Raw genomic sequence first — 17,335 nt, forward strand, 5'->3', positions numbered from 1 at the left:
CGCGCACATCACATTTGAACAGGGACTTTTGTCCTAAAGGGAAATAAATTCCTCTACATCATTGACACATAATTGAATAGCATGTTCCCAAAAGTCCGGCTTTGTTAAATCAACATTTAAATGTTTTATCGCAAGGTCCTCGACCGTCATGCTTCCGGTATCACGTAATAATGCGATATAGTCTTCTTCAAAACTACCGCCTTGTTCTTTCGCATGTGCATAGATACCAAGACTGAATAGATAGCCAAACGTATAAGAAAAATTATAGAATGGTACACCGGTTTTATGAAAATGTAATTTTGATGCCCAGAAATTCGGATCGTAATCTGTAATCGAATCACTATACGCCTCCTTCTGTGCTTCTACCATTAATTCGTTTAACCGTTTTACTGAAACCATTCCTTGTTTTCGTTCCTCATAAAATCGGGTTTCAAACAGAAATCTAGCATGGATATTCATAAAAAAGGCGATACTACGTTGAATTTTATCTTCTAGTAATGCCACTTTTTCATCTTTGTTTTGGGCATTTTTCACAGATGCATCGGCCACAATCATTTCAGCAAACGTGGATGCTGTTTCTGCAACATTCATTGCATACCGCTGATTCAACCCATTAACATCGTTCATGACATGCTGATGATAGGCATGACCTAGTTCATGTGCTAACGTCGCAATGTTGGATGGTGTCCCTGAATAGGTCATGAATATTCTCGTTTGTTCACTAGCCGGAAAGCTTGTACAGAATCCGCCAGGGCGTTTCCCTGCACGATCTTCCGCTTCAATCCAGCGTTTTTCAAAAGCCATTTCAGCAAAATCAGCCATTTTGGGACTAAACGATCTAAATTGTTCAACAATAAAGTCCGCTCCTTCTGTGTAAGTGGACTTTTTTACTGTTTTTGTTAATGGGGCCCCGATATCATACATACTTAATTTATCTAGTCCCAGTAGCTCCGCCTTCTTCTGTAAATAGTTCACAAAATGCTGTTTATTGTTTATAATTGCTGTCCACATCGCATCCAACGTTTCTTTCTGCATCCGATTCATTTCTAATGGTTCCTTTAAAGGACTTTCCCAATTCCGGTGTTTATATTTCTGCAACCTGAATCCAGCTAAATGATTCAATGTTTGTCCAAATAAATCCGCCTGCCCCTCCCAGGCTTGACTTAATTGTTCAAATACATGCTTTCTGACAGCGCGATCGGGATCGTTTAATTGATTGGATGCCTGCCCAACGGAATATGATTTCACTTCCCCATCTGTTTCAATTTCTACATTCATATTTCCCACGATTGTGTCATACATCTGACCCCACGCATGATAGCCATCCACAGCTAGATCATTCATTAAGATTTCCTGTTCCGCAGTTAATAATTCTTTTGCCTGCTCTCTTGCTTCATTTAAAACAAAGGCGAGCTCTTTTATCTCAGGTTGAACCAGTAACTCCCGCCATGTCGCATCATTGATTAAAACTAACTTTTGCTCAAAACTCGTCTGTACTGCTCCCATTTCCGCCTTTAATTCATTCCGTTTGCCAACTAATAAATTCGCTTTTTCATCTTTAATATTTTGTGCGCTAAGACAACTAACAAAAGCAAATGCCTCACTTAGTTTTTTCATTGTTCCTTCTATTTTTTGAACTACGATGGAAATATTCGGTTCCTTTGGATTAAAATCATATACGAGTTGGGAAAGTTCCTCTATCTCATTTTTAATGTTATCTATATATGTATGAAATGCTTTAGAATCGCTCCCACCGGGAAATATTGCATCCAGATCCCATGTTGGATTGTACGTTGTTTGCATGTTACCACTCCTAAATAAGTTTTTAATTTTGCCCTATCTTTTTAGTATAACGAAATGTCAAATTATTTAAAATGAAAACCTTCTCATTTTTTGTAAATCATGAGAAGGTTTTTTAGCAAACTTGCCACCTGCCGGACCTTTCAACGAAAAGAATTACACAGCAGAAAGATTTCTACTATCCTAGTTGCTCAGATAATGCGATAACTCATTTTTTACTGCTTGTTTTTTCTTTTCCTTTTAGCTGTTAATCCTTTTTCCAGTAGAATTTCTTTTTGCTGATGCCCCGTTTTAGTGACGTAATTGTTTTTAAACCAAGCGATTAAAGTGGCAATAATAGTAAATAACCCGGATACAAACTGCTCGATTAATTCGCTGTCAATCGGAATTGGCGATTTACCAAACATGACCAAAAATTGATTGAGAAGCGCGATAAAGAGTAACACCGTCCGAATAATCGTACCTTTGTCCACGATTTGCACCTCCTGCGAACAAGTCATATACTATTATTTTCAAATGGGTGCAAATTCGGAACGGCTAACAGCTTATGACAAAGATTTTTTAGCCTCAATCGCTTGCTTCAAGGCCTTTTGCATATAACCAATCCCTTTATAATCTGCTAGCGGAAATGTTTTTTTCATCATTTCATCAAAAGCGCCATTTATATAGGGCTTGTATTTTTTCCCTGTTAGAATGACGAGCTCGTCATAATGATCGAGTTGTTTATCTATTACTTGCTGCTTTAACCTTTCGATCGAAATGACTTTTGCATTTCGCTGACCAAATGTCACATCATACGGACCGTCGACCATGTCATCTGGAAATAAAAATCCATGCTTTCCCGATAGGACGACCCACTGATCGGTGAACTGTTCCGCGTACTGCCTGCAAAGTTTATGAAAGGTACTTAAATAGACCTCCTTTGCGGGTGCCTGAGGGTAATGCGCCTCCAGATCCCAAATTTTCTTTTTCCCGCAAGGAATGACGCATAATTTCTTCATATTCAATCAACCTTTTCGACCATTTTTTCTATTATATTATATCATGTCCATCATCATATTGTGGTTTAATGTTATTCATAGCGGGAAAGCCATCAATATGTTAAGTTTCTTATTTCAGCTTGACAATACTAACTTATTAATATATGGTTATATTTAGTAAGTAACAAATTCATGGAGGGATTTATTAATGACAAGAGAAGTATGGAATATTGACACAGCACATAGTTTATTAGAATTCTCGGTAAAGCATATGATGATTTCAAAAGCAAAAGGAGCATTTAATAACTTTGGTGCGGTAATCGAAGCGGATCCGAATGATTTAACGAATGCGAAGATTGAATTTGACGTAGACTTGAGCAGTATTGACACAAGAAATAAAGATCGTGATGATCACTTACGCTCATCAGACTTTTTCGATATTGAGACACATCCAAAAATGACATTTGTCGCAACAGATATTAAGAAAAAATCAAAAGATAATTATGATGTAACTGGCGATCTTACAATCCGCGACGTAACCAAACCGGTCACAGTTGATGTTCATTTCGAAGGACAAAGCAAAGACCCGATGAGCGGCAATGAGGCTGCAGGCTTTACAGGTAAAACAAAAATAAGCCGAAAAGAATTCGGTTTAACTTGGAACGTTGCCCTGGAAACTGGTGGCGTACTTGTTGGAGACGAAGTAACAATTAATATAGAAGTAGAAGCACAGAAACAAAAATAAAAGTAGAATAGTCAAAACAGGTATGTTTTTCAAAACGAAAAACATACCTGTTTTGTTTTAAAACCCTTGATTGGGGTAAACATATATAACAGAGTTTTATGAAGGGAGTAAATATCAATGCGTTTAAATGTTGCACAAAAACTGATTCAGGAACATCTTGTATCTGGTGAAATGAAAAAGGGCGAAGAAATTGGTCTGAAAATAGATCAGACATTATCACAAGATGCCACTGGAACGATGGTCATGCTGGAACTTGAAGCTATGGGATTGGACTATGCCAAAACAGAAGCCTCAGCCCAATATGTCGATCATAACTTGATTCAAGTCGATAATAAAAATCCCGATGATCATCTATTCTTAGAAAGCGCCGCCAAAAAGTTTGGATTTTACTACAGCAGACCAGGTAACGGTGTCAGCCACCCAGTCCACATGCAACGCTTGGCTAAGCCAGGTAAAACGTTGCTCGGATCTGACAGTCATACATGTGCAAATGGATGTATGGGAATGCTTGCAATGGGAGCTGGAGGGATCGATGTAGCAATGGCAGTTGCCGGAGAGCCCATCTATATCAAGATGCCTGAGATCTTCGGGATTAAGCTAACTGGTAAGTTGCCTGACTGGGTCAGTGCAAAAGATGTTATTTTAGAATTGCTGCGCCGCTATGATGTAAAAGGTGGCGTTGGAAAAATTTTAGAATATTATGGTCCTGGACTTGACGAATTGTCTGCGATGGATCGCCATGTTATTGCTAATATGGGGGCCGAACTTGGCGCAACAGCAACGGTTTTCCCTTCTGACGAAGAAATCAGAGCGTTTTTAAAGCAACAGAACAGGGAAGCTGATTGGCAGGAACTTGTAGCTGACAGTGATGCTACATATGATCTTCATGATGAAATTAATCTTTCGGATCTGGAACCGCTTATTGCCAAACCTTCTAGTCCTGGCAATGTAGTTCCGGTTGGTGAAGTCGCTGGAACACCCATTTATCAAACCTATATTGGTTCGTCCGCAAATCCTGGGTATAGAGATTTTGCTATTGCAGCAGAAATTGTCAAAGACCGAACCATTGCCCCGGGCATATCGTTTGATATTAACCCAACATCACGGCAAATGCTGACAAACCTAGTGAAGGAGTTCCATATCGCAAGTCTCTTGCAAGCTGGAGCAAGATTACACCAGGCAGGCTGTAACGGCTGTATTGGCATGGGTCAGGCACCGGCAACAGGACAAAACAGTTTAAGAACAACACCACGGAACTTCCCCGGAAGGTCTGGTACAAAAGAAGACAGTGTCTTCCTATGCAGTCCTGAAGTTGCAGCTGCCTCTGCCTTAACAGGTGAGATCACCGATCCACGGACATTGGATTTTCCTTATCCAACTGTGAAGGAACTAACAAACGTTAATGCACAAGATGATCAGTTAGATGCACCTTTACCAGTAAACGAAGCGAATAAAATAACACTTAAAAAAGGGCCGAACATTGTTTCTATTCCTGAAATGGATGATCTACCTGACACCTTGGAATTACCGGTATTACTAAAAGTAGGTGATAATGTCTCTACAGATGAGATTCTTGCCGGTGGTGCACGTGTTCTACCATTCCGTAGTAATCTGCCTGAGATTAGTAAATTTACGTATGAGGCGGTTGATTCTACCTACGTAGATCGGGCTATGGCTCAAAAAAAACAAGGCGGACATGCAATTGTCGGTGGGTTTAACTATGGGCAGGGGTCAAGTCGTGAACACGCTGCATTAGCGCCAAGATATCTTGGTCTACGGGCAGTCATCGTAAAAGATTACGCTAGAATCCACTGGCAAAATCTAATTAATTTTGGTATTCTCCCACTACGATTTGTGAACGAGGAAGATTACCAAATGCTTGAGCAAGAAGATCTACTCACATTTACAGATTTAAGAAATAAATTCATGCAAGGCAATCAACTCACTGCCACTTTAAAGAATAAAACAGAAATAACATTGGCACACGACCTGTCGCCTCGTCAAAAGGAAATTATTTTAGATGGTGGATTAATTAACTACGCAAAAGCAAAATAAAGAAACGTTGCTCTGGCAACCCTGATCCTATAACGGTTTCAGGTAAATAAAGGGTGCCATCATGATGGCACCCTTTCCCATTTGGTTTCAATAAGAAGCATCAAACGGTTGATTTGGAGTAATAAATGGTGATAAAGTGAAATTACATTCAGTGGGGGTTTTACTGCCCGCCAAACTGCGATAAAATAGAAGAAGAATGGAGTGAATAAAAATGATCATATATTATGATGGTTATTGTAGCTTGTGCCGGACTTCATCAACCATATGGAAGAAACTGGACTGGAGAAACAAGCTCAGCTTTACATCGTTTCGTACTTTAAAGGAATATCCAGCGGAAATGGAAAAACAGCTTTTTGTAGACCACCATGGGAAATGGTTTAAGGGGTTTAACGCAATCATACAAATTGCTAAAATGCTGCCATTACTGTGGATAACGGTACCTTTCCTATACATTTTCAAATGGATCGGACTTGGCTCATTTATTTACAATATAGTTGCTAAAAACAGAAAGATTATACCGGTAAATCAATGTGATGATGATACATGTACGATTCATCCTAATCAAGACCCTTTTTCCTGATCTGTATAACGCACTTCTTCAGCTGAATAAATCTTGACAACCATTTTTCCATTTTTCGATTGTGCACGAATTAATATTGGCTCGCTATACATGTTTTTGAATACAAAGTCCGGCCCCCACCAACTTACTGTCGCATCTCGATTTGGTGGTACATACGGCACCCTTCGGCTATGTGCATAGCGTTCTACAATTTGGATCCCTCGTAAATCGACAGCATTAAACAATGTCGATGATACTTGGCAAATCCCTCCACCAATATCTTCGGCAAGCTCGCCTTTCACAATGACCGGTGCACGTTTATACCCTTTTTCTTTAGTTCGCTCCCCTACCACTTTATTAAAAGAAAATGTCTCCTTCGGAAAGAGAACATAATTATTTATCGCCTCAGCAGCAAGCGCAATGTTGTGTGTTCGTTCTTCATTACTTTTTTTAAAGTATGTAACATATGTGCCAAGCTCCCTTACGCTTATATTCGCTAACAATTCACTATCCACTTCTGGATAGACTGGAATTGTAGGAACATGTAACTTGCCGTTTCCACTATTATAAAATACTTCCTGGAACTTAGTATGAAACTGACGCGTATCTAATGTAACCCCTGCTTTTCCTGGAGTAATTTCGCCCGCATCATCTAAAACGGCATTTTCCGGTGCCTGATATACGCTCTCCTTCAAATTTTCAACTAAAAGCTGATATTTTGTATAATCAATAAAAAGATGTTCTGTATAAGGCAGCGCATATTGTTCGATTTCAAGTTTATCTAAGGTAATATCAGGGTTGACTCTATTAGCCAGCACCTGATCCCCTGGGAAAATCATTAAAACCATGAGTAAAATAATTTTATTCATAAAAAATGATACCTCCTGAACCTAGTATGAGGTATCCCATAAAAATCATACAATATAGAGATTGTTTAAAAAGTCTGGTAAAAATGATACATCGAATTCCTGATGATATGCTTTTCATTGCTCACTTCAAAAAAGGTAAATTGCGAAAGCAAGCAAGCTTAACCCAATTGCGATGACATAGATCCAAACCTGAACCGGAAGACTCGTCTTTAATGAGCTTTTTTCATACGCATTAGATCGCCGTAACTCCTCCTCTACGGTTACACCCTCCTCTTCATATTGCTTCATTTTCTTTTCTTCCTGCCTAAATGCATAAAATGTACCACATATTGCGGCAATAAATAATATTATTAAAGAAATAATTAGTCCAATACTCATGTAAATTACCTCCCCCTTCATTGTAAACTGGTTATTCACATTCATCAATCAAATCTCTTTTCAGTTTGTTCTTTGATTGAAAAACCCACCTAGTGAAATACTAGATGGGTTTTAGCTCCTATTAACGAAAATCTCTTGATTCTTCTAAGCACTCACTTGCAACCCGGTATCCTATAATTGCAGTTAGTACGAATAAAATGCCACATAATATCTTTTTCATTTAATAATTACCTCCTTGTTTTAGAGCCCCGAATAATCTAGGTAAAGGAGCAGGTATTAAAATACGCGAAATTTTCCTTTTTTCAATACTAATTTAGGTCCACCAATCATGAATAATGCACGGTTATCAATCACTTTTTTCATCGCCGTTGCTGGCAAGCCACGTAATTTTGTATCTGTGAAGATAGATCCAATTGCATCTGTATCACCAAGTGACGCTACAGTACCTTTATCATCAAATACAAAGCTTTCAAGTGGTGCGTTGTTTACCAACGCTTTAATATTAGCTGCTGCCACATCTGCTTCCTGCATCGCAAGCTGCGCGGTTGGTGCATATGGGCGTCCTTGCTCTTCATTCATAACCCATGAACAGTCACCAAGCACAAAGATATTTTCTTCGTCAGGGATACGTAAGTCACTGTCCACGTTTACTTTTCCTTTAGTTAATTCAAAGCCGGATTTTCCAAGTACGGAATTTCCAGTTACACCGCCTGTCCAAACAACAGTACCTGCTTTCACCAATTCTTTGTCCTCACCCACAACGAAACCTTCTGGGGTACACTCAGAAATTGCTGCACCAATCATAAATTCTACGCCACGATCTTCAAGCGATTTCTTTCCGTATGCGACAAGTTCTTTATCGAACATTGGTAAAATAGATGGTGCTGCTTCCACATTAATAATACGTGCTTTACTTCGATCAATATCATATTTCTTACATAATTTCGGGATTTGCTCTGCAAGTTCACCAACAAATTCGATACCAGTGAAGCCACCACCGCCTACAAGAATGTTTAAGCTGTTTTCATCGGGATTTTCTTCACTTTTATATTTAGCAAATTGATATTCAATGTGCTCACGGATTAATTGACTGGATTCAATATCCTCAATTGAGAATGCATGTTCTTCCATTCCTTTAATACCAAATGTGTTCGTTACAAATCCTAGTGAAATAACAAGATAATCATAAGAAAGCTCACTGTTTTCCAATACAACGCGCTGTTCATCTTTATTCACTTCTACGACCTCATCATAAATAAGACGTACTCTATTTGGATTGAATACATCACTGATCATGACACGAGCCTGGTTATGACTTACTGTTCCTGCAGCTACTTCGTGAAGCCATGTTGATTGATAATGGTAATTGTGTTTATTAACAAGCACAATCTCCGCCTCTTCCGGACGAAATTGTTGTGTTAAGCGTTTAGTAGTCATCATTCCTGCATAGCCTGCTCCAAGAACGACTATTTTGGGTCTGTTTGTACTCATGAAACATCCACCTTCCTTTTTGTTCTAAGTAAATTCATTGTAAATGACAAAAGCGGTTTAAATTATAAATGATTACAACATTTATTTAAATAAAAAATCGCCCAAACCAGTCAATAATACATAAATGGATAACATATCAATAATATCAAAGTTTCTTCAATTAGGCTAATGATCTTATTGATTTTCTATAAAAATTTCTACACACTATACAAATGCATTGTATCGCAGGTTAACAGACAATAACCCCTCACATCAAAAATGATAGGTAAATGGAAATTTCAGGTCGGATAATTGCCCATAAAGCCTGATTCGTTCAACTAACATTTAGTGAATAAAGCAAAAAATTGAATTAAATTTCACTTTATTAGACTGGTCTTACGGTTATTTCATTTACATTTACGTGCTCAGGTTGGGTTACTGCATATACAATTGCATTTGCAATGTCATCCGTATTCAGTGGCTTTCGATCTTTTAGTTTATTATCGGCAATCAGATCGGTATCGACCATGCCCGGTGATACATTTGTTACCCTGACCCCGGTTCTAGCAAGTTCTTTTTCCAATCCCATGGAAAGTGCCCGTGCCGCAAATTTCGTCGCACTGTAAACCGTACTTGTTTTTGTCACTTCCTGACCTGAAACGGAAGAGATATTCACAATATGCCCAGTTTCGCGTTCGACCATGCCCGGTAGAACTGCATTAATGCCATATAAGACCCCTTTAATATTCACATCAATCATGCTCTCCCACGCTTCTACATTTCCTTCTTTAACTACAGATTCAAGCATCAATCCTGCATTATTCACATAGATATCAACTACTCCAAAAGCATTTCTTGCTTGTTTTACCATATCCTCTACATCGGCTCGATTTGAAACATCTGTTACCACTGCCAATGCTTGCCCATTACCTTTTGCGTTTATTGCTTCAGCCACCATGGTAAGTTTTTCTTTTCTTCTTGCTGCAAGTACAACGTTGGCACCTTCACTTGCAAATTGTTCCGCGATTTTTGCACCAATGCCACTGCTTGCTCCTGTTATGATTGCTGTCTTCCCTATTAATTTATTCATTGTAATTCCACCTCTCCATATTATTCCTTATCTGGATCGTCTTCATTATCTTGGTTTGTTTCTTTTCCGCATCAGTTTATATGTATTAAATGATTGCATTCTTACTTATTGTACGGGTATTTGATTTAACTTTCCAACCTTTTTTACTTAAAAATGGATAAATCAGCTTTTTAAGTAATGATCAATGTTAAAGACAATCTGTCAAAAAAAGCTTGTATCTTATCCGTAATAAACAGATAAGCTACAAGCTTCATCAATGATTAGTGGCAATTTGTTATTCGTTCTCTGTGGCAAGTAAGTGGATAGATTGGAAAAGCAATATTATGCTTCTTTATTGCGTTGTTTTTCTTTTTGTAAATACGTTCTTCCTTTTTCCAGCCATAATTGTTTTGCATCTTGTCTTCGTTGAATTTCCTTGTGGTCCAGCTCCTGAAATTCTGTTTCTGCATAGGTTTTTAACTTATCTAAAGTAGGGAAGAAAATGACCTCAACTTCCCCCGTTTCATTATACGGGCTAATTTGATCAAACTTCTCATTCAGACAAATACCATAAATACGATCCGACCCCTTTAATAATTGGGACAGTGCTTTAGATTGGGTTTTATTCTTGGGTGGCATCTTCTCCAATTCTCCCAAGTAACTATAATCCTGGTCCGTAAACGCAACAGTATCAAACCGCTTCCTACTGTGGTATACCTTCTTGTCGTTTGAATAAATCCAGATAAGTGTTCCGTGAGCCAAATTTCTTCGTAGACCTAGTGTAACCTTTTTCATGATATCATCCTTATGTGATAGAGAAAATTAGCATTATAATACAATTCGATAAAAGCTCCGTTTGTCGAATTTTGCTTACCTCTACTATCTAGTATACACTATTTACGTCTAAAAAGTATAACTTTTGATTATAACATAGCTTTTACCAAAGAAAAACTATTTTTATCTAGATTTTTTCCCTAATTTTCAAACGTCATCTTCCAGCTATAATAATCATTTTCTGGGTTCTTCTCATAGCGCAAATAAGCATTGAATTTATTGCCCTTTTTACTCGTAAATCCCTTCACATGAGCTGTTTTATTTTTCAGCAATGCCTTTACCATTGTTTTGGTAGGCTTCTTTTTCATCGTTGCTAAATACTTATCATTTTTCCAAATAACAAATTTACAGCCGCTCTTCCAATTGCTACAGCCAAATCCTTTATAACCTTCAATGACTTTACTGCCACATTGGGGACAGATTCCAAGTACTTCTTTTGTGCTTGTTGGAGATGCTATTTCATTGATGATTACGTCCTGTCCACTTTTGATTGTATTCACCGCATCATTTGTAAATGTAAATATAATATTTAAAAACTCCTGCTTATTGGCGTTTCCTTTTTGTATATCTGACAGTGCTTTTTCAAGGCGTCCCGTAAATTCCAAATCAAATAGATCTTGAACAGGAAAGGTCTCTACAAGCTTTTTCCCGAGCTCCGTACACCGCAAATTTTTACCTTCGGCCGTAATATAGCCAACATCCTTTAACTTTTTCATCGTATCTGCCCTTGTCGCAGGCGTTCCAATACTAAAGCCAGTTAAAATACTGCCCAGTGTATCTTCGTTGTGCTCATCATCTTCTTTATAACTTTTCCCACACGTTTCCATAACACGCAGCAGTGTTTTTTCAGTATGAAATTTGGGAGGCTTGGTGACATGCGATGTAACTTCCGAATCGATGAAACGCACCATATCTTTTATTTGTACAAGTGGTAATAGATTATCCTTGGACTGGATGTTTTCCACCTTCTTCCAGCCTTCAACCAGCTGGACCTTGCCCTTCGAATGAAACGTTCCTTTCGCATCGTCTACTTTTGTTATTAATTTAGTCTCTTCATATTCGGCAATTGGCATAAATTGCATGATAAACCGATTCTTTATCGCGGTGTAGACAATTTGTTCATCCGCTGAAAGACGCTTTGGTTTTACATAGGTTGGGATGATCGCGCTATGGCTTTCCACTTTAGCATTATTAAACACACGCTTTGTTTTCATAAATTTGATCTCATCTTGATACGGCAAATCTTCCGATAGCGTTTTTAATACTTTCGCTGTTTTTCCTACTAGACTTTCATCCAATGCTGTACTTGAGGTACGTGGATATGTAATAAACTTCTTCTCATAAAGAGATTGCGCAATTTTCAATACTTTATCAGATGTAAAACCTTTAAATTTACTTGTAACATAGCCTTGCAGATTAGTAAGGTTGAAAAGAAATGGTGCAAATTCTTTCTTTTTATTTACTTGCTTATCAATAATTTGTGCGGGTTTGTTTTGAATGGCGTCGAGAATCGATTCCAATGTTTCCTTTTTCTTAAACTTTTCCTTATTTGCTTCTACATAGGTACCTTCATAATCTTTCTCATATTTCGTTTGAAAAGTTGCTTGTAATTTAAAATAATCCTCAGGAACGAAGGTTTTAATTTCCTCATCACGATCGTAAATAATTTTCAATGTAGGCAACAGCACCCTACCAATATTTAACGCCTTCCCTTTCCCCTTCTGAAACTTCAAGGTGGCAACCGATGTTAAATTAATCCCGATGACCCAGTCCGTCCATTGTCTGCTAATCCCTGCATCTCGTAATGGTTTCATTGTTTCATTCGGTGCTATTTTCTCAATTCCCTGGATAACTTCATCCCGGGTCCACTCATTTAACAACAGTCGATAAACAGGCTTATTCAATTTGGCGCGGTAAATAATACTGTCACCAATCAGTTGCCCTTCCCGATCATAGTCACACGCGGAAATGATTGCATCTACGTCATTCCTTTTCATTAATGCATGAATCGTCTTGAGCTGTTTTTGCGCGCCTCCATCAGCTTGCTTTCGATTTCTAGGGTCACTTTTCACCTTATACTTAAATGCAGATGGAATGAATGGGAAATTATCCATTTTCCAGCTAGCCATTTTGCTGTCATAGTCCTTGGCATCATACAGCTCGACCAAATGACCGAAAGCCCATGTAATGATATAGTTATTCCCTTCAAAATAGCCATCTCGTTTTGCTTTTATGTCTAGTGCATCTGCTATGTTTTTTGCGACAGATGGTTTTTCCGCTAGAATTAATTTCATTTTACTCACCCATTTTTTGTTTGTGTTTTTCTATAGCATATCATGTTTCAACTAATTTAGGAACGGACGTTCTTCGCCTGAAAATACAATTACTAGATTTAATAATGATCATTATTCCTTTTATAAGCATAAATTCTTCATACATTAATCAGCGCAGTTAATTTGATTACTAAGCTAACTGCACAAAATTTGCCTGTCATGATATAACATAGAATGAAGTGTTAACCAGTAAGGGGTGAAGATCGTTGTCTACTACTTTTTCTGATGAGAAAGTAGTAACACTCGCAAGATAAATCAGAATATTCAGTACAAGAATGGCTTTATTCCAGCAAAATGTGGACCATTCTCTAGGAATCTATCATAAAGATTTAAAATGGGCGGATATCATAAATGAAACGGCGATTCAAGGATTCCTAAAAGGGAATATAACCCCCCACCTGAAAATAGGAGGGTATTTTCTAAAAGAAATAATTGGTTAAAATTCAGATGTTTTTGTCATTCTTCAGCTTTTTCTTTATAGTACTGTTTTTCTTCCTTTGCACTACTAAACGTTTTTTGTGTTGGATAGTGAGCTTTGGCAAGCGAACCACCACTCACATCTTTCACTGTATTTACAACAGTAAACGCATCTTCATCGAGCTCACGAATCAATTTTTTTAAATAAAACAATTGCTGTTTTGGAACTGCAACATAAATAAGGTTCTCATCGTTTCCATTACCATCATTTTTTCCTTGCAAGATAGTAGTATGGGCACCAAGATTCTCTCGGATAGAACGAGCTATTGATTCGCTATAATCCGAGAATATATGAACAATCTTTTTTGACTCAAAACCTTCTAAGACGTAGTCAGTCACTCGTTTTCCAATAAACAAAGCCACTACTGTGTATAAAGTTAGAATTGGGCCAATAACTAATATTCCACCTGCAACAACTAAAGCATCTAACACCAAGTTTGTTCCTGTTAGTTCCCAACCCAATTTATAATTTAGCACTTTTGCAATAGTGGACGTTCCACCAATAGTACTTCCCGAACGAAAGATGAAACCAAAGCCAATTCCTGTAAATACTCCTGCATAAAGGGCAGCAAGAAGAGGATCACCCATTGTAGATCCAAAGTCCTCCATTATGAACAGAAATATTGAAAATAAAGGAATGGCAGCAATCGATTTTATTATCATCGCCTTGGGTAAGTAGCGATAACCAATTAATAAAATGAATCCATTTGCGATCAAGGTCACCAATGCAGGAGACCAACCTAACTCAAAATAAAGTAAGAGGGATAGTCCGGGGATACCACCCTCTGCGAGCGAGTTGGGCATTGCAAATATTGCCACTGAAAAAGCAAAGAAAAAAGTACCCAGTACCATGAGTCCAAAATCCTTCATATCGCACTTCCTTTTTCTTTCTCTAATTAATAATTAGTATATAAGATTTTATTTTATATTGCACTAATTGAGTGAAACTTCATGGTGTACGATACTCGATGTTCCAAACAAATTATCCATGCCTATTCTGGCATCGGGAGGGGGACATTCTGTAGGTGACTCCCTTCGTCAATCCCTATTACAATCACTGAACAACTCAGTGGAGGGGCCATTGAAAACTACGGTCATTACATTGCAGAGGAACGGCCGGATTTCTTAGTGAAGAAACTCCTTGCTTTTTTGGATAATTAAAGTGGACAAATACCTAGAAGTAGCCGACGGTTTCATTCTCTCCCGACCTAGTTGAAATATATTTATTGCTCTTCTCTACAAACACTAATTATCACTTCCTTGCAGGGCGCCCTTTGTACTCTTTAATTTTCCGTTTTAAAATTGTTTATTAACTTTATCTACTTTACCTAACAGCTTTTCTAAGCCTTCCATTTGTTAGCCAATTCGCTTTACACCATAATTTTCTTTCCATGTATTCAAGTTTTTTGACAGTTCGTCAAGGATTTCTTGTTGAGATAACGTATCATCACCGCATTTCTCGATATTGGGTATTTAATTTTTATAGCAATAATTTGAAATGAAAACATCTATTCCTTTCGAAAGTAAGGAACGCTTTATAAATAATTTCTGAAACATTGATTAAAATAGGAAAGCCTGCCCTTAATTTGGGTTAAAAAATAATAAGGTGGCCAAATCGTGGATCAATACTTAGTATCAGTGATTGTTGGGACACTTGTGGGATTTGTAGCAAGGATTTTATTGTTAAGAACAGATTTCAGACAATATCCCACATATCCAACTGGAAGAATTATCAATCTTTCATTTGGTTTTATTGCCGCTTTCATTGGATCCGTAGCCGTTCCAGCGGTCATAGAATCTGATTGGACAGCAGTTACTTTTTTGGGTCTTGCAGCAACCCAGTTTCGAGAGGTTCGTAAAATGGAAAGGGACACCCTTGAAAAGGTGGATCAAAAAGAGTTAGTAAAAAGAGGTGAGTCATTTATAGAGGGCATGGCGCAGGCCTTTGAAGGAAGAAACTATATGGTAATGTTTACCGGCCTAATTACAACACTGATTTCCCTGTACAACATATGGCTTGCCATCATAATTGGAATTGTTGGGGCTTTAATCATTAGAACTAAAATTAAAGGAAAACTTCTCAATGATATAGCTGATATCACTGAAGGTACTATCAGATTTGAGGGTCCTAATCTTTATGTAAATGATATTCATATCAAAAATGTAGGATTAGATAGCAGTAAAAAAGTGATTATGGAACGGGCGGCAGGTGTCATTGTTATCCCTAAAAACCAAAATAGCATTTTAACTTTATCTAATTTAGGACAACGACAGGCCATATTGCATCATATTTCAAATGTGCTGGGTTCTTACCTCGATTCCGGCGAACCCGATCTTGTCCCACTTTCCAAAAGGGATATGGATGATGGAAGGCTAGCATTATTCTTTTTACCCAAGGAAAAAGAATTCAGCCAAATAAGGGAAGTGTTAAAACATGTCCCTGTTCTCGACAGTGCCATCCGTTTACCCCGTGAGTCAGACAAAGGGAAAGGATGAGTAAATAATTGAGGAGTGAAGAAATGGAACAACCTACCAAAATAATAGCAATTATTTCAACAAAACAAGAAACGATAAAGGCTGGTGGTGCACCAGTATTTATAACAGAAAACAGAGAGTCATTGCAGAAAGTTAGCACTACATTAGAAAAAACGCTTGATGCTTCTGCCCATGAAGTCGATCCAAATACAATGATTATCGTTGCACATTAATAACCAAAAAGGGAGTCCAAATAAAAGCTTGACTCCCGTTACTTTTTTGGCTGTAACTACGCTCTATCTTGATTAATATTATTGTCCACACTTGAATGCAACATAAAAGTAGATTCAGCCTTTATAAAAGGAGAATGACCTAATAATTTAACCGTTCCTACCTCTATTATTTCTATCCCCAGTAATTGAGCTATAGGTGTTGCCGGTTCCACTCCAGTCATCATCTTCTTTAATCCTTTTAAACGGTTCAATAACATCAACCTCCAAATGATTCATATCTTTGAGTTATAATTCAACCACTTTGTTATGGTTAAAGTACATCTGACTCTTCATTAAATTATCAGTCACTACATTTAGAGATAAATATATTGACTGAGGAAAATGAAATCCGTTATTAACAAACTACGAAAAAAAGATATAGATAAGCGCTTAGCCTTAAAGAAAGATAGTCACTGTAACGTAAATCAATAACCCACACATGATTACTCTAAATAACCTGTCATATTTAGCTAGAAAGTTCTTTAAAATGGAGCCGAACCCTGACCACAAAAGTAAGGCTAACCATCCTAAAATAATTGTTAAAGCTATATAAAATACAATAGATTCCATGGAATGATTAAACGGTAAAATAAATGCGCTCATCACTGTTAAAAAGAATAAAATGCTTTTGATATTTATCACCTGTATAATAAAACCGGATAGGAAAGAGGATTTTACATCCTTCGCATCTTTCCCGGAACTTTTTGGAAAACCCACTTGATAGGTTAGGTAGAGCAGATAGACTGCACCAGCTATTTTAAAGTATGGCTTTACAACAGGGATCCAATTGTACATACCTGCTGTAAATATTCCACTTACCATTCCTAGAACTGCAAATCCGATCAAGATCCCGCTATTGAATCGCCATGACCCTACAAAGCCAAACTTTCGTGCTTCATTCATCATTAAAATATTACTTGGACCAGGCGTAATGGATGTAATAATTACATACGATAGAAATGCTATCATGCTCATTAACTCACCTTCTTGATGTATTTACTTCTGCGTGCATTTATTGT

General features: G+C 37.6%; 17 protein-coding genes. 5 read left to right on the forward strand and 12 right to left on the reverse strand.

The window, feature by feature from the left end; translation table 11 throughout:
• Positions 1 to 33: 33 nt before the first annotated feature.
• The 3 genes from JOC34_RS05585 to JOC34_RS05595 form a co-directional block, all read right to left on the reverse strand.
• Positions 34 to 1,803, reverse strand: coding sequence for a M3 family oligoendopeptidase (locus JOC34_RS05585; protein ID WP_205135714.1), 1,770 nt, complete (start codon positions 1,801 to 1,803; stop codon positions 34 to 36).
• 212 nt (positions 1,804 to 2,015) lie between these two features.
• Positions 2,016 to 2,273: a phage holin gene (locus tag JOC34_RS05590; RefSeq protein WP_420856098.1), complete on the reverse strand. Its 258-nt coding sequence runs from the start codon at positions 2,271 to 2,273 to the stop codon at positions 2,016 to 2,018.
• 72 nt (positions 2,274 to 2,345) lie between these two features.
• On the reverse strand, positions 2,346 to 2,801 hold the full coding sequence (locus tag JOC34_RS05595) for a DUF6884 domain-containing protein (RefSeq protein ID WP_205135715.1): 456 nt from the start codon (positions 2,799 to 2,801) through the stop codon (positions 2,346 to 2,348).
• Positions 2,802 to 2,988: 187 nt separating this feature from the next.
• On the opposite strand from JOC34_RS05595, the gene JOC34_RS05600 reads away from it, so the two are divergent.
• The 3 genes from JOC34_RS05600 to JOC34_RS05610 all read left to right on the forward strand — a co-directional run bounded on the left by JOC34_RS05600 (position 2,989) and on the right by JOC34_RS05610 (position 6,160).
• On the forward strand, positions 2,989 to 3,525 hold the full coding sequence (locus JOC34_RS05600) for a YceI family protein (protein WP_205135716.1): 537 nt from the start codon (positions 2,989 to 2,991) through the stop codon (positions 3,523 to 3,525).
• A 117-nt stretch (positions 3,526 to 3,642) separates the two neighbouring features.
• Positions 3,643 to 5,580, forward strand: coding sequence for an aconitate hydratase (locus tag JOC34_RS05605; RefSeq protein ID WP_205135717.1), 1,938 nt, complete (start codon positions 3,643 to 3,645; stop codon positions 5,578 to 5,580).
• Between the two features lie 211 nt (positions 5,581 to 5,791).
• Positions 5,792 to 6,160: a thiol-disulfide oxidoreductase DCC family protein gene (locus JOC34_RS05610; RefSeq protein ID WP_205135718.1), complete on the forward strand. Its 369-nt coding sequence runs from the start codon at positions 5,792 to 5,794 to the stop codon at positions 6,158 to 6,160.
• On the opposite strand, the gene JOC34_RS05615 is transcribed toward JOC34_RS05610, so the two are convergent.
• The 7 genes from JOC34_RS05615 to JOC34_RS05645 all read right to left on the reverse strand — a co-directional run bounded on the left by JOC34_RS05615 (position 6,142) and on the right by JOC34_RS05645 (position 14,439).
• Entirely contained in the window at positions 6,142 to 7,008 is an 867-nt protein-coding gene (locus JOC34_RS05615) for a VanW family protein (RefSeq protein WP_205135719.1), read from the reverse strand. The genes JOC34_RS05610 and JOC34_RS05615 overlap by 19 nt on opposite strands.
• 126 nt (positions 7,009 to 7,134) lie before the next feature.
• Positions 7,135 to 7,386 (reverse strand): hypothetical protein, encoded by a 252-nt coding sequence (locus JOC34_RS05620; protein WP_205135720.1) that lies wholly within the window; start codon positions 7,384 to 7,386, stop codon positions 7,135 to 7,137.
• Positions 7,387 to 7,662: 276 nt separating this feature from the next.
• Positions 7,663 to 8,877 (reverse strand): NAD(P)/FAD-dependent oxidoreductase, encoded by a 1,215-nt coding sequence (locus JOC34_RS05625; protein ID WP_205135721.1) that lies wholly within the window; start codon positions 8,875 to 8,877, stop codon positions 7,663 to 7,665.
• 364 nt (positions 8,878 to 9,241) lie between these two features.
• Positions 9,242 to 9,946 carry an SDR family oxidoreductase gene (locus JOC34_RS05630; protein ID WP_205135722.1) on the reverse strand — a complete coding sequence of 235 codons (705 nt, stop codon included), beginning with the start codon at positions 9,944 to 9,946 and terminating at the stop codon, positions 9,242 to 9,244.
• Positions 9,947 to 10,267: 321 nt separating this feature from the next.
• Positions 10,268 to 10,720, reverse strand: a complete 453-nt coding sequence (locus JOC34_RS05635; protein ID WP_205135723.1) for a hypothetical protein — start codon at positions 10,718 to 10,720, stop codon at positions 10,268 to 10,270.
• Between the two features lie 179 nt (positions 10,721 to 10,899).
• Positions 10,900 to 13,053, reverse strand: a complete 2,154-nt coding sequence (locus tag JOC34_RS05640) for a type IA DNA topoisomerase (RefSeq protein ID WP_205135724.1) — start codon at positions 13,051 to 13,053, stop codon at positions 10,900 to 10,902.
• A 495-nt stretch (positions 13,054 to 13,548) separates the two neighbouring features.
• Positions 13,549 to 14,439, reverse strand: a complete 891-nt coding sequence (locus tag JOC34_RS05645) for a YitT family protein (protein ID WP_205135725.1) — start codon at positions 14,437 to 14,439, stop codon at positions 13,549 to 13,551.
• A 768-nt stretch (positions 14,440 to 15,207) separates the two neighbouring features.
• Between JOC34_RS05645 and JOC34_RS05650 the strand changes: the two genes are divergently transcribed.
• Positions 15,208 to 16,065, forward strand: coding sequence for a YIEGIA family protein (locus JOC34_RS05650; protein WP_338062644.1), 858 nt, complete (start codon positions 15,208 to 15,210; stop codon positions 16,063 to 16,065).
• Between the two features lie 23 nt (positions 16,066 to 16,088).
• On the forward strand, positions 16,089 to 16,277 hold the full coding sequence (locus JOC34_RS05655; protein WP_205135727.1) for a capping complex subunit for YIEGIA: 189 nt from the start codon (positions 16,089 to 16,091) through the stop codon (positions 16,275 to 16,277).
• A gap of 56 nt (positions 16,278 to 16,333) precedes the next feature.
• Here JOC34_RS05655 and JOC34_RS05660 read toward each other — a convergent pair whose 3' ends face one another.
• Positions 16,334 to 16,528, reverse strand: a complete 195-nt coding sequence (locus tag JOC34_RS05660) for a hypothetical protein (RefSeq protein WP_205135728.1) — start codon at positions 16,526 to 16,528, stop codon at positions 16,334 to 16,336.
• Positions 16,529 to 16,712: 184 nt separating this feature from the next.
• On the reverse strand, positions 16,713 to 17,291 hold the full coding sequence (locus JOC34_RS05665) for a LysE family translocator (RefSeq protein ID WP_205135729.1): 579 nt from the start codon (positions 17,289 to 17,291) through the stop codon (positions 16,713 to 16,715).
• Positions 17,292 to 17,335 lie beyond the last annotated feature (44 nt).

The sequence above is a fragment of the Virgibacillus halotolerans genome, from assembly GCF_016908515.1.
Taxonomy (GTDB): Bacteria; Bacillota; Bacilli; order Bacillales; family Amphibacillaceae; genus Virgibacillus_M; species Virgibacillus_M halotolerans.

Excerpts from the sequence above, each read along its gene's own strand:
- JOC34_RS05585 (WP_205135714.1), bottom strand. The coding sequence starts at position 1,803 with ATGCAAACAACGTACAATCCAACATGGGATCTGGATGCAATATTTCCC.
- JOC34_RS05595 (WP_205135715.1), bottom strand. The coding sequence starts at position 2,801 with ATGAAGAAATTATGCGTCATTCCTTGCGGGAAAAAGAAAATTTGGGAT.
- JOC34_RS05600 (WP_205135716.1), top strand. The coding sequence starts at position 2,989 with ATGACAAGAGAAGTATGGAATATTGACACAGCACATAGTTTATTAGAA.
- JOC34_RS05605 (WP_205135717.1), top strand. The coding sequence starts at position 3,643 with ATGCGTTTAAATGTTGCACAAAAACTGATTCAGGAACATCTTGTATCT.
- JOC34_RS05610 (WP_205135718.1), top strand. The coding sequence starts at position 5,792 with ATGATCATATATTATGATGGTTATTGTAGCTTGTGCCGGACTTCATCA.
- JOC34_RS05615 (WP_205135719.1), bottom strand. The coding sequence starts at position 7,008 with ATGAATAAAATTATTTTACTCATGGTTTTAATGATTTTCCCAGGGGAT.
- JOC34_RS05620 (WP_205135720.1), bottom strand. The coding sequence starts at position 7,386 with ATGAGTATTGGACTAATTATTTCTTTAATAATATTATTTATTGCCGCA.
- JOC34_RS05625 (WP_205135721.1), bottom strand. The coding sequence starts at position 8,877 with ATGAGTACAAACAGACCCAAAATAGTCGTTCTTGGAGCAGGCTATGCA.
- JOC34_RS05630 (WP_205135722.1), bottom strand. The coding sequence starts at position 9,946 with ATGAATAAATTAATAGGGAAGACAGCAATCATAACAGGAGCAAGCAGT.
- JOC34_RS05635 (WP_205135723.1), bottom strand. The coding sequence starts at position 10,720 with ATGAAAAAGGTTACACTAGGTCTACGAAGAAATTTGGCTCACGGAACA.
- JOC34_RS05640 (WP_205135724.1), bottom strand. The coding sequence starts at position 13,053 with ATGAAATTAATTCTAGCGGAAAAACCATCTGTCGCAAAAAACATAGCA.
- JOC34_RS05645 (WP_205135725.1), bottom strand. The coding sequence starts at position 14,439 with ATGAAGGATTTTGGACTCATGGTACTGGGTACTTTTTTCTTTGCTTTT.
- JOC34_RS05655 (WP_205135727.1), top strand. The coding sequence starts at position 16,089 with ATGGAACAACCTACCAAAATAATAGCAATTATTTCAACAAAACAAGAA.
- JOC34_RS05665 (WP_205135729.1), bottom strand. The coding sequence starts at position 17,291 with ATGAGCATGATAGCATTTCTATCGTATGTAATTATTACATCCATTACG.